The 13,706-nt window shown below is 57.7% G+C and carries 10 protein-coding genes, 1 tRNA gene and 1 pseudogene; 9 read left to right on the top strand and 3 right to left on the bottom strand.

Annotated elements, in window-relative coordinates; genetic code table 11:
* The first annotated feature begins 421 nt into the window (after positions 1–421).
* Entirely contained in the window at positions 422–2,290 is a 1,869-nt protein-coding gene (locus tag J4721_RS18755; RefSeq protein ID WP_371816092.1) for an alpha/beta fold hydrolase, read from the top strand.
* 32 nt (positions 2,291–2,322) lie between these two features.
* On the opposite strand, the gene lipB is transcribed toward J4721_RS18755, so the two are convergent.
* A complete protein-coding gene (lipB, locus tag J4721_RS18760; RefSeq protein ID WP_076619217.1) occupies positions 2,323–2,994 on the bottom strand; it encodes a lipoyl(octanoyl) transferase LipB in 672 nt (223 codons plus the stop codon).
* Positions 2,995–3,117: 123 nt separating this feature from the next.
* Between lipB and J4721_RS18765 the strand changes: the two genes are divergently transcribed.
* Together J4721_RS18765 and J4721_RS18770 are read left to right on the top strand one after the other, a co-directional pair.
* The gene (locus tag J4721_RS18765) at positions 3,118–4,773 is read left to right on the top strand and encodes a peptidoglycan-binding domain-containing protein (RefSeq protein ID WP_211003422.1); all 1,656 of its coding nucleotides are present in this window, start codon (positions 3,118–3,120) and stop codon (positions 4,771–4,773) included.
* A 155-nt stretch (positions 4,774–4,928) separates the two neighbouring features.
* Positions 4,929–5,015 (top strand) — tRNA-Leu (locus tag J4721_RS18770).
* A 145-nt stretch (positions 5,016–5,160) separates the two neighbouring features.
* Here the strand turns inward: J4721_RS18770 and J4721_RS18775 are convergent.
* A complete protein-coding gene (locus J4721_RS18775; RefSeq protein WP_211003428.1) occupies positions 5,161–5,454 on the bottom strand; it encodes a hypothetical protein in 294 nt (97 codons plus the stop codon).
* 1,486 nt (positions 5,455–6,940) lie between these two features.
* Between J4721_RS18775 and J4721_RS18780 the strand changes: the two genes are divergently transcribed.
* From J4721_RS18780 to J4721_RS18805, 6 genes are all read left to right on the top strand, one after another.
* The gene (locus tag J4721_RS18780; RefSeq protein WP_211003423.1) at positions 6,941–8,521 is read left to right on the top strand and encodes an ABC transporter substrate-binding protein; all 1,581 of its coding nucleotides are present in this window, start codon (positions 6,941–6,943) and stop codon (positions 8,519–8,521) included.
* A gap of 112 nt (positions 8,522–8,633) precedes the next feature.
* Entirely contained in the window at positions 8,634–9,614 is a 981-nt protein-coding gene (locus J4721_RS18785) for an ABC transporter permease (RefSeq protein ID WP_014873774.1), read from the top strand.
* Positions 9,614–10,528, top strand: coding sequence for an ABC transporter permease (locus J4721_RS18790; protein WP_014873775.1), 915 nt, complete (start codon positions 9,614–9,616; stop codon positions 10,526–10,528). Before J4721_RS18785 ends, J4721_RS18790 begins: the two co-directional genes overlap by 1 nt.
* The gene (locus J4721_RS18795; protein ID WP_211003424.1) at positions 10,528–11,508 is read left to right on the top strand and encodes an ABC transporter ATP-binding protein; all 981 of its coding nucleotides are present in this window, start codon (positions 10,528–10,530) and stop codon (positions 11,506–11,508) included. Before J4721_RS18790 ends, J4721_RS18795 begins: the two co-directional genes overlap by 1 nt.
* Positions 11,505–12,470, top strand: coding sequence for an ABC transporter ATP-binding protein (locus J4721_RS18800; protein WP_211003425.1), 966 nt, complete (start codon positions 11,505–11,507; stop codon positions 12,468–12,470). The genes J4721_RS18795 and J4721_RS18800 overlap by 4 nt, the downstream gene beginning before the upstream one ends.
* 15 nt (positions 12,471–12,485) lie before the next feature.
* Complete coding sequence (locus J4721_RS18805; RefSeq protein WP_211003426.1) at positions 12,486–13,385, top strand: MBL fold metallo-hydrolase; 900 nt, start codon at positions 12,486–12,488, stop codon at positions 13,383–13,385.
* Between the two features lie 38 nt (positions 13,386–13,423).
* Here J4721_RS18805 and J4721_RS18810 read toward each other — a convergent pair.
* Positions 13,424–13,636: pseudogene (locus J4721_RS18810) on the bottom strand (IS3 family transposase); the annotation flags it as partial.
* Between the last annotated feature and the right edge of the window lie 70 nt (positions 13,637–13,706).

Genomic DNA, 13,706 nt, shown 5'->3' on the forward strand with positions numbered 1-13,706 from the left:
CCTAAGTTATTCTACCTTGACGCGAAAAAATGATTGATATGTGTGGCCCGTTTATTCTACGGTCACCAAAATTTTCACGAAGTCCTCAAAATTTTGGGTTTTGCCGCGTCAACAAAGTACCGGAGCGCACAGATGGTGCATTCCGACGTGGATGGTGCGTTCCGATACGAATGGGGGGGGCGGTTCTGGGGAGCGCTCACGGTGCTGCTGCCGGAGCATTTGGCCAATTGGGGGATAGAACCCTGACCAAGGCACGCTGCTGCTTTGGTGAGATCAGGGCTAATTGTGGTTGTCCTGCACGCGTTTGATCGCTGCAGGTTTGCAAAGTGACGGGCGTTTTGCCTGTGTATGTTGCTGAGGAGGGGCCGTGGGTAAGACGGCAGGGGATAATAGTGTTTCAGATGGTTTGTCAGACGAAACAGTGGCAGCCGCAGTATATGCTTCGGTTCTGGGCGCGGCCAATGCCGAGGCCTGGCGCGACCGGTTGAACCGGGCCGGTTATGATGATGTTTCTGAACTGGCCTCCCGATCGGCGATTGGTTCTGGCCACGCCAGCAGGCAGACTGCGGCTACGGTGGGCTGGGAGGGTCTCAAGACACAGGCGAGTGACATAGATCTCACCTCAGTTTTTTCGGCTGAGGGGGAAGCAACAGGCCCTGTTCTGATCGGGCGCCACTTCGACAGGGCGATTTACCTCAGAAGTCGATTGGCAGCCGCGCAAAATCATGGCTTTTGGCCTGAACTTCAGACCGTGCTTCCTTGCGGTGATCGCAATTGGACACTGGTCTCGCACGAGGCCGAGGTTCTGGCCGCAGGGGGCGACTGGCCCGGTAGCGGGCGCGTCACTGATCCGTTTATGTCCGAAAAGTTACAGATCACGGATGCTGATCTGCCAAAGTGGCAAAACCTGTTTGACGCTGGTGCGCGGCGCCCCGCGCTTGTCCTCTTGCGGGCTGCTGGGGGGCGCCTACTGATGTGTCAGCCCCTTGGTGGGCGTGCGGTTTTTTCCAACATGACCGATGGCTTTGCCGGTTCTGATCAGATTGGTTCGGGGCGTGTGGGTCGGCCCTTGCGACCCCTCGGAGCGGCAGATCTGGCCGCGCCTGCATTCTTGGTGGAGCAAGTGCAGACCGCCTGGTCCGATATGGCCGCAACCCTGATCGCAAAGCGGTTTGGCTTCGGCCAGCAGGAAATGTCGCTGCTGCGGCGTCTGCTGACCTGTGACGATTGGATCGAATTGCGAATAGGCACAGGTGGCCAGCGTGGTCCCGAACTGGCTGTTCTGGGCCGGATGCTGACCAAGACGGCGGCACCGAGTTGTCCGGAAATGCTGCGTTTTCTGGCGCATCTGATTGCCCAGACGGTGGAGGACTACAAGATCGCCGCAGGGGTCGCCTCGCCGCCGCAAAAATGGCTCTCTCTGCCGTGTGGGCTAAGTTCGCGCTATTTGCGTTTTGGCGCGGAACGTGGGCAGGCGGTGATTTTTGTTCACGGGATCTTCGACGGTATCGCGGGGGTGCAGAGGTTGCAGCCTATGCTGCGTGCGCGCGGTTTGCAGGTGCTGGCGCCATTGCGCTGTGGATACGGAGCGTCGGACCGATTGCCGCGGCAGGCTGATCCTGTTGATCTGTTCATAACGCAGCTTGAGGCGCTGATCGATGCCGAGGGTCTGGAGCGACCTATTCTCCTCGGGCATCGCAGTGGCTGCATGTTCACCGCCGCAGCGGGGCGTCGGCTGCGGGACCGTTTAGGCGGAGTTGTCGGTGTTGGCGCGACACTGCCCTTGCCCAGCATAGGGCAGGCCGGAGCTCTACGCGGACATCAGCGCGCCATGGCGCTCAGCGCGGTTCATGCCAGGGCGGTATTGCCGCTGGTGGTGCGCAGCTGGTCCCGGTCGGTGCGTCAGAAAGGACCACAGGTCCTGGTCTCGCGCCAGATAGCAAAAGACAGCGCGGATCGGAGATTGCTGGCGGATCCCGGATTGAGCGCCGTGCTGGAACAGAGCCACAGGATGATGATGCAGCATGGGCGCGGCGGATATGAGACGGATTTGCGGCTGGCGGCGCGCTCGCGTGACACACGCCACAGTGCCAAGGCCGCGCCCACCATATATCTGCATGGTGGTGAAGATACCGTGACCCCAGCGGAGCGCTTGCAGGCGGCGCTTGGCCCCGGCAGTGCGGACCTGCAAATCCGTATCAGCAAACGGGCTGGGACCATGCTGCTTTATGCGCAGCCGGAACTGGTGTTCGCGGCGATTGAGGATTTGCGGCAGCGCATTCCATCGTAAGCGCGGACACACTACCGATTTTGTAGGCTGGCCTAATCTGTAGGGCAGGTGTCAGCTGTGGCAAATGCCACATCGAAGCACTGCTTCAATGCCACATCGACATCGGTCATGGTCACAGGCAGGCCCAGATCCACCAGGCTGGTGACACCAAACTCGGTGATGCCACAGGGCACGATACCGTCAAAGTGGCTGAGATCCGGTTCGACATTGATCGAGATGCCGTGAAAGCTGACCCATTTGCGCAGGCGGATACCGATGGCCGCGATCTTGTCTTCGGTCTTTTCACCATTGGCACGCAGGGGCTTATCATCACGTTCGACCCAGACACCAACCCGACCATCGCGGATATGACCGGTCACATTGAAGCGATCAAGCGCCAGGATCACCCAACGTTCCAGTTGGCGCACGAAGCACCGCACATCACGGCCACGCTTGGCGACATCCAGCATGACATAGATCACGCGCTGCCCCGGCCCGTGATAGGTATATTGCCCGCCGCGCTTGCTCGGATACACAGGAAAGCGGTCAGGATCTGTCAGATCTTCGGGCTGGGCTGAGGTGCCGGCGGTATAAAGCGGCGGATGCTCAACCAGCCAGATGCACTCATCTTGGGTTCCCGCGGCAATCCCAGCGGCACGGTCTTCCATGAAGGCGACGGCCTCGTCATAGCCGGTCAGGCCTGAGGTGGTGATCCATTCAACCATCGACGGTGTCCTTTGTTACGACTTTTGTAACCAGTATAGCGCGGCGCGCCGAATTTTCTGGCCTGCCCTGCGGGTGGTGCGCTACCGTGATTGCATGTTTTCATCAATAGGGGGGCGCGTAATATGTTCTCAAAATCACTTAAAACGACATTGGCCGCATCAGTTCTGGCAACCTCAGGGGCGGCACCCGCTGTTGCCGATAACCTTGGCGCGGCGCTGGTCGGTAGCATCATCGGCGGTGTTATCGTCAACGAGGCGCATAAGAACCGCGCGCGCAAACAACCGGTTACGCGCAAGCGCACCTATTCTCCGGCGCGTGCCCAGAACCGCGAAACGCAAACCGCACTCAATTATTTCGGTTTCCAAGCAGGTTCTCCTGACGGTGTGATGGGGCGCAAATCCCGCGCCGCCGTGGCACAGTATCAGGGCCACATGGGGTTTCCTGCAACGGGCCAGCTGACCCAATATGAACGTGATTTTCTGGTGTCGTCCTACAGCCGGGCGCAAATCGGCGGTCCCCAGGTAATCAAGGCAATGCAGGGGCCGAATGGCGTGCGTGGCCTTCTGCGCACCTGGCGGGATGAGGCCACCGGCATCCGTAGCGCTGGCGGCTATGGCAGCTATGGGGGGTTGCCCTTCGAGGTCAGCGAGGCCGTGGACGAAATCGCCGCCAGTGCCGATCCCAGTGCCGAGCAATTGTTGCAGCGGTCCGGATTTATGCAACTGGCGGATCTGAATGGGGACGGCAAGAACGATTATATGATCGACACCTCGGTGTCGGGCAGTTCCTTCTGGTGTGGGGCGTCGCATTGCTCTGTCATGGTGTTTGCCTCAACTCCGCAGGGCTATCAGCGCAATGATTTTATGGCGCGTGGCGTCACCACGGCGAGTTTCTCCTGTCATCAGGGGGTCTGCCGGATGAGCGACGAACCGGCGTCCGGCACAGTCCAAGCGGCCGCACCGACGCCCGCGCCGGCACCAGCACCTGGTGGCAGCGTGGGCGGCACGGTGCTCGCTTCCGCGCCACAGGTCGCGGCTCCTGCTCCTGCGGCTGGTGGTCTCGCGGCGCTCCAGCTGTTCCAGCAACCGGCACCGGCGGCGAATACAGCCTCCCTCACCAGCCATTGTAGCAAAGTCAGCCTGCTCACCAGCTCCAACGGCGGTTATATGACCGTGTCCAATCTGCGTGATCCCGAGTTGGCGCTTGGTGAACAGTTCTGCCTGACGCGCTCCTACGCGATCAACTCCGGCGAAGCCCTCGTCGCCAAAGTGCAGGGCGTGAGCCAGGCGCAAGTCGATAGTCAATGCGATGCCTTTGGTCCTGTCGTGCAGCCCTATCTTGCCAAGCTGGGCAGCACAGGCAGCGACGCGCTGGTCTCCGATCTGCAGAAATTCGTCTTGCAGTCCAACATGTCGATCGAGCAGCTCTCCAATACGGCGGGTATCTGCCTGTTCTCCGGGTACCGCCGTGATAACATGGAGGTGGCGCTTGGCGCGGCCTTGATCATGGTTGGTGTTGGACAGCGTCCCTACGCCGAGTTGATCGGCCACCATCTGGCACAGGGGTTCGGTGTGGCAAAGTCGCCGGAACAGGCGCAGGGCTGGTACCAGACAGCCATCGCAGCCCTGGAGACGGGGTCCGAACCGGTTTTCGCTCCAGGTCAGCCGGAACGTCTGGCGCTGATCAAGGCAGCGTCAGCCGGGCTCACCGGCACAATCGCGCAGCCGGTTCCGGCATCCAGCACCGCCGCTGCCCTGCCGAGCTTCTCAACGGACTGAGTTTTCACGCAGCAACTACAGCTAGTGTCGGGGGCGGAATACACATCCGCCCCCGTTACATTTGGAGGCAATAGAAAACCCTGCAAAATGGTCATTTTGCATCTTCACAACCGCGCTATGCTCGTCTATACGCCGCTACACCAAGTCAAGACAGTGCGGTCGTGGCGGAATTGGTAGACGCGCAGCGTTGAGGTCGCTGTGGGGTAACACCCGTGGAAGTTCGAGTCTTCTCGACCGCACCATTTCACATTTTGATGTGAATATCCCCAAAAACTCAAAAACTTTAGACACTCGCGGAGTTCGAAAACCGTTTTGGCGATCATAGGCCAAAGGTGCTTTGAATGCCGTTTTGAGAATGGTTTTCTTCAAGGCTAGCGACCCTTTATCTTATATATTCCAATGGTTTGGCAGGAATTCTCTCAATAGTTCGAAAATCTGACCCATGCTCGCTTTTGGTTTGGTGTTTTGCGTGACTTGGTCACCCAGACGCAGCTTGTCTTCATCCAGCTTTGCAATCTTGGTTTCGAGCGCTGCGATGGCCTTTGGGTTTGATGTTTTGACCAACCGCTCCACCATGGCATCCTGCTGATTGTCCAGTTCAGTGATTTGGCGTTTCAGCGCAGTCTTTGCCTGTTTGGCATGTTGATCGCTCTGGCCTGATGCATCCACTAGCATCGACATCGCCACTGAGAGAACATTTTCGGTTGGCGAGATGGCACTCAGAACTTCCTCAAACCCAGCTTAAACTTTCTCAGCGCGGATATTCTTGCGGTACTCAAAGCATGCATGTGTCTGGCGCCAGAAGTAGCAGTAACGCTTGCCAGTGCCGCGTCCTGGCTAGCAAGAGGTCATTGGCATGTCACAACACGCACAAGGCACCGCACCATGAAGTGGTTGATTTGTACCCAGTCTTGGAACATTTTTTAGCGCTGCTAAACCAAGCGTGTTCAAAGCGCTCTGAGAGATGTCCGGACCGAAGCAGAAAGTCTGCTGCACGCCCTGCCGACCCTTGGCTTTGGCAGAACGCAGTGAAGGTCGAAATGCCTTTTCACGAAACTTCTCGTCGGGCTCCATGAACTAGCTGTCGTTGTCATATCGTGCCACAACCAACTGGCCCCCCACGCAACTCAAGTCTAAAATCTCCCATAAGCTGCATGGACACATCAAAAGTGCCGCTTTGGCTGTGCAAGCTTACCGGGTAGGATACTTTGAAGTAATCACGATTTTCTTTGCGGCGAAGACGGCAGAGCTGGCCCCGTTTTTGATCAATTGAATAAGGTCCCGTGCTCATTTGTTCGCACTCATAGGGGGCACTCTCGCCCAGAACTACCAACAAGCTGGACTATCTGAATGGAAAAAGCTGAACTTCATACAACTAGGATCAAACGGCAGATGGCCGAGGCATAGAGGCCCATCACTTGGTAGGGCTTGGATTGGCAGTGAGCGGGGCATTGCTGCCATTGCCGTTACAGGTGTTTGCTGACGCAGCATTCGCTTGCAGGTGCCGTACGCTCATCGCTGCGTTGCGGCCGATGTCACGAGACCGGCCATTCAAAGCCACTCTGAGGTGAGGAATTTAGGCCGTTCCTTCGCTGCAGCCAGGATCTGCTAACAAGGAGCCGGACTTTCCTGCCGTTCGTGCACTGCACCCTAACGGCAGATAATACCTAACACGCACTATTCCGATCCAGAGAAACCTGCGTTTGCGGAAAGGATCCGCCAATTGTTGGTAGCATTTCAGCTCCGGCGGATTGGATCTGAGGAGTCGTATGAGGAAAAAAACTCTGCTAGCCGACCCTGGTGCGCGGTTTTCGGAAAAAAATATCCAACGCGCAAGCTAAGTTAGTAGCTACGTCCAGCCGCCCATCAGGGTAACTTTGAATTCTGCGGCGTTGATCTGTTATTCTTGAAATAACGGGTCATTTGATAGGAAATTTCCCCAGAGTTTCAATTATTGCGTTCATTATTACTTCAAACCTTAGGTAACCTGTCTACACGCAGCTCTGTCTTGTAGGCCGTCGCGTATAAATGAAGCTGTCTTGCGTATCGTGGAGGGACGCAAGGCTTTGTCTCAATAATATGGCTCCGCTGAAGGCGCTTAGCGGCAAATCCGATGATTTGCCGAACGGTCACGCCTTGCATTTTGGGGGCAACATGGAGGAAAAATATGAAACTCAAATCACTGCTGCTTACAAGCGTGTTTTACGCAGGAGCCGTGTGTTCGGCTGAAGCCGAAACCCTGAAATGGGCACGCGCAGGCGATGCACTGACCCTGGATCCACATGCTCAGAACGAGGGTCCGACGATCACACTCGGCCGCCAAATCATGGAACCGCTCGTGGACCGCGATATGAAGGGCGGGCTGGTTCCTGGACTGTCGACCGAATGGAGGCCTTCTGAAAGCGATCCCAATGTCTGGACTTTCACGCTGCGTGACGGCGTTAAATTCCACGATGGTGCAGATTTTGACAGTGAAGATGTCGTGTTTTCCATAAACAGGGCAATGACCGAAAAAAGCAACTACCGCGAGGTTCTTGCTTCGGTCGCCGAAGTCCGCGCCACAGGCCCCTACAGGGTTGAGATCGTGACTAAGGGTCCGAACCCGATCATGCCGAACAACCTCACCAACCTCTTGATCATGGACAAGGGGTGGGCCGAGGCCAACGATGCTGTCGATGTGCAGGACTATGAGGGCGGCGAAAGCACCTATGCTGCCAAAAATGCTAACGGCACAGGCCCCTATAAGGTGGTCAGCCGCGAGCCGGACGTGAAAACCGTGCTGGAGCGTTTTGACGGCTACTGGGGCCTGGGGCAGTTCCCGCTGCAAGTGACCCGGATTGAAGCATCGCCGATCCAGAATCCGGCGACCCGTGTCGCTGCCCTTCTGTCCGGTGAAGTGGACTTCATCCAGGACGTGCCAGTGCAGGATCTTTCCCGTGTGGACGGTTCAGAAGGCCTGGACGTGCGCAAGGCACCGCAGAACCGGGTGATCTTCTTTGGCATGAACCAAGGCGATGCGGATCTGGCCAACGACAATGTCGATGGCAAGAACCCGCTGTCAGACGTGCGCGTGCGCCAGGCGATGAACATGGCAATCAACCGCGAAGCCATCCAGAAAATCGTGATGCGCGGCCAATCGGAGCCTGCGGGCGTGGCGCTGCCGCCCTTCGTGAACGGCTGGACTGCCGAATTGGACAAGGTTCCGGCAACAGATATCGCAGCGGCAAAGGCGCTGATGGAAGAGGCGGGATACGGCGACGGTTTCTCAATCAAGCTGGACTGCCCGAACGATCGCTACATCAATGATGAGGCAATCTGCCAGGCTTCGGTCGGTATGTTCGCTCAGATCGGCATCAACGTGAACCTGGATGCGAAACCCAAGGCCCAGCATTTTCCGCTGATCAACAATCTGGAATCCGACTTCTACATGCTGGGCTGGGGTGTTCCGACCTATGACTCAGAGTACATCTTCAACTTTCTGGTTCATTCCAAAGGCGAGGCTTATGGGTCGTGGAACAGCACACGCTATTCAAACGCCGAACTGGACAAAGCAATCGAGGCACTGGCGAGCGAGACCAATATCGCCGCACGCAATGAATCGATTGGCGCGATCTGGGACCAGGTGCAGGAAGATGTGCTGTACCTCCCGATTCACCATCAGGTGCTGAACTGGGGCATGAAGTCCCATGTCGACGCAATCGTCGATCCGGAAGACAGCCCGAAGTTCAAATACTTCGCCTTCAAATAAGGAAAACCAGTCAGGCACCCCTGTGTGAGGGTGCCTGCGCCGGAGCACGCGTCTGCTTGCGGGGAACATCCCCGCGGACTGCCGCAGTCTTCGGTCAGGGAGATCAAAGTCAATGTTAGCCTATATCATCCGCCGCATAATGCAGTCCGTTCTGGTCCTGTTTGTGGTCGGTCTTGTCGCCTTTTCCATGTTTCGCTTTGTGGGCGACCCGATCGAGAACATGCTGGGACAGGAGCGCACCACCGAAGACGTTGTACGCCTGCGCGCCGATCTGGGATTGGATCAACCGTTTCCGGTCCAATACTGGCGCTTTCTTGAAAACGCCGCCCAGGGCAATTTCGGTCTCAGTTACCGTCAGGGGCGGCCCGTCGCAGACATCCTGATCGAGCGCGCGCCCGCCACACTTGAATTGGCGCTGGTTTCGGGCACCCTGGCTATGGTGCTTGGTATCGGACTGGGGGTCCTCACAGCCATCCGACGGGATGGCTGGCTGGCGAATACCATTATGACCGCCTCCCTGATAGGGGTCTCCCTGCCAACCTTCCTGATCGGCATACTGCTGATTTATGTGTTCTCGGTCGAATTGGGCTGGCTGCCCTCCTTCGGGCGTGGAGAGACGGTGATGCTTGGACAATGGTCCACCGGGTTTCTGACCAAAAGCGGCCTTATGTCTCTGGTTCTGCCCAGCATTACGCTTGGCCTATACCAGATGACGCTGATCATGCGGCTTGTCCGTTCGGAAATGCTGGAAGTTCTGCGCACCGACTACATCCGGTTTGCCCGGGCCCGGGGCCTAGGGGAAAGGGCAGTCTACTTCCGCCATGCGCTAGTCAACACCATGGTGCCTGTCATCACCATCATCGGCCTGCAACTGGGCAGCATCATTGCTTTCGCGATCATCACCGAGACCGTCTTTCAGTGGCCGGGCGTAGGATTGTTGTTCATCAACGCGGTTCAGTTCGTCGATATCCCTGTAATGGCAGCTTATCTGATGCTGATTTCGGTTCTCTTTGTTGGCATCAACCTGATTGTTGATCTTCTTTACTTCCTTATCGACCCGCGCCTGCGGACCAGCAAGGCAGGAGCACACTAATGCAAAAACTCAAAAACATCTGGCATTCCGACCTTGCCTGGAACTTCCGAAACTCTCCCGTCGCGGTGGTGTCCGCACTGATCGTGCTGGTCTTGGCACTGGCGGTGATCTTTGCTCCGCTTATCGCACCGCACAACCCGTTCGACCCGGCAACCCTGAACCTGATGAACGGTTTTTCAAAGCCGATGCACCCCAATGAATTCACCGGGGAAGTCTTCCTGCTGGGAACTGACGATCAGGGCCGGGACGTGTTTTCAACCATTCTATACGGCATGCGCATTTCGCTGATGGTCGGCGTTCTGTCCGTTACATTTGCGATGGTTCTGGGCATTATCCTCGGCTTGCTTGCCGGCTATGTCGGCGGCTGGACCGAAACCATCATCATGCGGGTTGCCGATGTGCAGCTCACCTTCCCTTCAATTCTGGTTGCCATGCTGATTTTCGGGATTGTCAAAGGGGTTACCCCGGTTGAATACCGCGACCAGATGGCGATCTGGGTCCTGATCCTGGCCATCGGCCTGGGTGAATGGGTCCAATTCGCCCGCGTGGTCCGCGGTGCGACGCTCGTCGAAAAAAACCGGGAGTATGTTCAGGCGGCGCGGCTGATCGGACGTTCCAAGTGGGTCATCATGATCCGCCATCTCCTCCCTAACGTCCTGTCTCCGGTTCTGGTCATTGCGACGATCTCCCTGGCGCTGGCCATTATCGCCGAAGCTACACTCAGCTTTCTGGGTGTCGGCGCGCCGCCTACACAGCCCTCGCTGGGCACTTTGATCCGGATTGGCCAGGGTTTCCTGTTCTCCGGTGAGTGGTGGATCCTTCTATTCCCCGCCCTGACCCTCCTAACACTTGCGCTGAGCGTGAACATGCTGGGTGACTGGCTGCGCGATGCCCTCAATCCGAAGTTGCGCTAATGACTGATCCTGTCCTTTCCATTCGTGACCTTGTGGTCGAAATTCCAACCCGTCATGCGCGGCTCTGCGCCACCGACAAGGTCAGCTATGACATTGCCCCGGGCGAAATCCTCGGCGTCGTCGGCGAGAGCGGCGCAGGCAAGTCCATGGCCGGCAATGCAGTCATAGGCCTTTTGAACCCGCCCGCCCGCATCACCGGAGGTGAGATCCGGCTGAACGGGCAGCGCATCGACAATCTGCCGCCCGAAAAAATGCGGCGGCTGCGCGGCAAAGAGATCGGCATGATCTTCCAGGATCCGCTGACCTCGCTCAACCCGCTGTTGCGGATCGGCGATCAGCTAACCGAAACCATGATGGAGCATCTGGAGCTGACCAAACCCGAGGCCCGTGCCCGCGCTATTGCTGCGTTGGAAGAAGTCGGCATCCCGGCAGCTTCCGAGCGTATCGACAGCTACCCGCATGAGTTTTCCGGCGGCATGCGCCAGCGGGTTGTGATTGCGCTTGCCCTGTGCGCCGAGCCCTCCTTGATCATCGCAGATGAGCCTACGACCGCGCTGGATGTTTCGGTGCAGGCGCAGATCATCGCGCTGCTCAAACGGTTGTGCCGTGAACGTGGTACTGCGGTGATGCTGATCACCCATGACATGGGGGTAATTGCAGAAGCTGCTGACCGTGTGGCGGTGATGTATGCGGGCCGCATGGCTGAAATCGGCGATGTGCGTGACGTAGTCACCCGACCGCGCCACCCTTATACGGACGGGTTGATGGGTTCGACACCTTCGGCATCGGCCGGGCAGCACCGCCTGCGCCAGATCCCCGGCGCTATGCCGCGGCTGCACAGCCTGCCGCCGGGTTGTGCTTTTTCGCCGCGCTGTGAACGGGCAACTGAACGCTGCCGCAACGGCTCGCCGCCCACGCTTGAGGCCGACAGTGGACGTTCGGCCTGCTGGCATGCAATCAAACTGGAGGGCGCAGCATGAACGCCATCGTTTCCGTCAATGAGCTGACCCGGGTCTTCGACGTTTCCAAACCCTGGCTGAACCGGGTGCTGGAACGGTTGCCCAAATCGCATTTGACTGCGGTCTCGGATGTCAGCTTCAACATCAAGGAAAAGACCGTTTACTCGCTGGTGGGCGAAAGCGGATCTGGCAAGTCTACCATCGGCAAGATGGTGGTCGGCCTTTTGGAAAACTCTAGCGGCGCCGTCAAAGTTTCGGGCGTGGACCTGAACCGGGAAACGGATGCCGTTGCGATAACCAAAGCACGCGACGCGATCCAGATGATCTTTCAGGATCCCTATGCGTCGATGAATCCGCGCTGGCGGGTGCGCGACATTATTGCTGAGCCTGTCGCCGCCAAGGGCGGAGAAACCAAAGAGCTGGCTGAGCGTCTGCTGGAGCAGGTTGGCCTTTCGGCAGAAGACGCAGACAAGTTCCCGCATGAGTTTTCCGGCGGCCAGCGCCAGCGGATCTGCATCGCCCGTTCGTTGGCCTCCCAGCCCCGGCTGATCGTCTGCGATGAACCGACCTCGGCACTTGATGTTTCAGTGCAGGCACAAGTGCTGAACCTTATGAGCGATCTTAAGGACGACCTCGGCCTCACCTATCTGTTCATCAGCCATGATCTGACGGTGGTGCGCCATATCTCCGACAGGATTGGCGTGCTGTATCTGGGCCGCCTGGTCGAGGAGGCAGCCCCCGACGATCTGTTTGAGGCGCCCAAACACCCCTATACTCAGATGCTGTTGGCAGCGGCACCTAAAATGGACGCGTTCGGCCGTGAGGTGGAGCCGCCCCAAGGCGAAATTCCCGACCCGATCAACCCGCCCTCTGGCTGCGCGTTCCATCCGCGCTGTCCGATTGCAACCGCGCAGTGCTCACAAGTCCGTCCACAGATGCGCAACATTAATGGCAGCCGGGTTGCCTGCCATCTGGCACAGTAACATGGCGGGCGGAACATGATGACAATAAACTCGGGGCTTTCGGCCTGGCGTTCAGCCAGAAACCACAACCGGATGACGGAATACCGGCAAGATTGCCAGCCGCAACAGGATGACGTGGAGATTGCCTATTTCGGCGGATCTGCCTTTCGGATCACCACGCCTGCCGGTATCACGTTGATGATCGACCCTTGGCGCAACTTGCCGACCGGCAAAGCTGACTGGTTCTTTCATGACTTTCCGGAAACCAGCGTGGACATTGGGGCATCGACCCATGCTCATTTCGATCATGACGCGCTGCACCGGCTGGACGCCAGCGTACTGCTGGATCGGTTGATCGGAACTTATGAGTTTGGCGACTTGAAAATCACCGGCATCGCCGACAAGCACGCCACTGACGAAACTTTCGCGCCTTACGAGTTCCAGAAAATCAACGCCTATTTCGGCGGCAACCCCGTGCTGCCGCCGAACAACGCGCGTAGCTGGGACAATTGCATGCTTTTGGTGGAAACCGGCGGGCTGCGGGTCCTGCATTGGGGTGACAACAGGCACAATCCCCCGAAACATATCTGGGAGCAGCTAGGGCACATCGACATTCTGCTGCTGCCCGTCGACGATTCAGAGCATGTCCTTGGCTATCCAATGGCCGAGGACATTATCCGCCAGACAGAACCGCGCGTCGTTATCCCGCACCACTACTTCATCTGGAATGTGGTCTTGCGTCAAAGCACGCTGTTTTCCGCAGACAAGTGGCTTGCGACGCAACCCAATGTACAACATTTGCCGACCGCCCAAGCCAGCTACTGCCCGGCCAACCTGCCGCAGGAAACCCGGATAGATAGCTTTGGCGATCACGTATCTTTTGATGTCGGTGCCTGGCACCGGGAAAACGGGCGACAGGTTCAGGCAAGCGGCTAACTGGACGTGCCCCGTTTTGTGCCGCCTCAAGTGCTCGTTTAGGCCACTTTCTGGTCGAACGTGACCGGGCTTTTCCAGCCCAGTGCTGAGTGGCGGCGGCGTGAATTGCAGAAGCCATTGATGTATTCGAAGATCGCCATCTCCGCTTGCCGCCGTGTTTTCCATGACCTGAGCCAGATCAGCTCGGCTTTGATGGTTTTGAAAAACGCTTCGACAGCGGAGTTATCGTAGCAATTGCCCTTCCCGTTCATCCACTGCCCGGCAGTGCATGTTTACATGCATGAGAGGGACACCTGGAACTCATGCTGGCGCAGGATCTTT

It is taken from the genome of Phaeobacter sp. HS011 (assembly GCF_018101215.1).
In the GTDB taxonomy this organism is placed as follows: domain Bacteria; phylum Pseudomonadota; class Alphaproteobacteria; order Rhodobacterales; family Rhodobacteraceae; genus Phaeobacter; species Phaeobacter inhibens.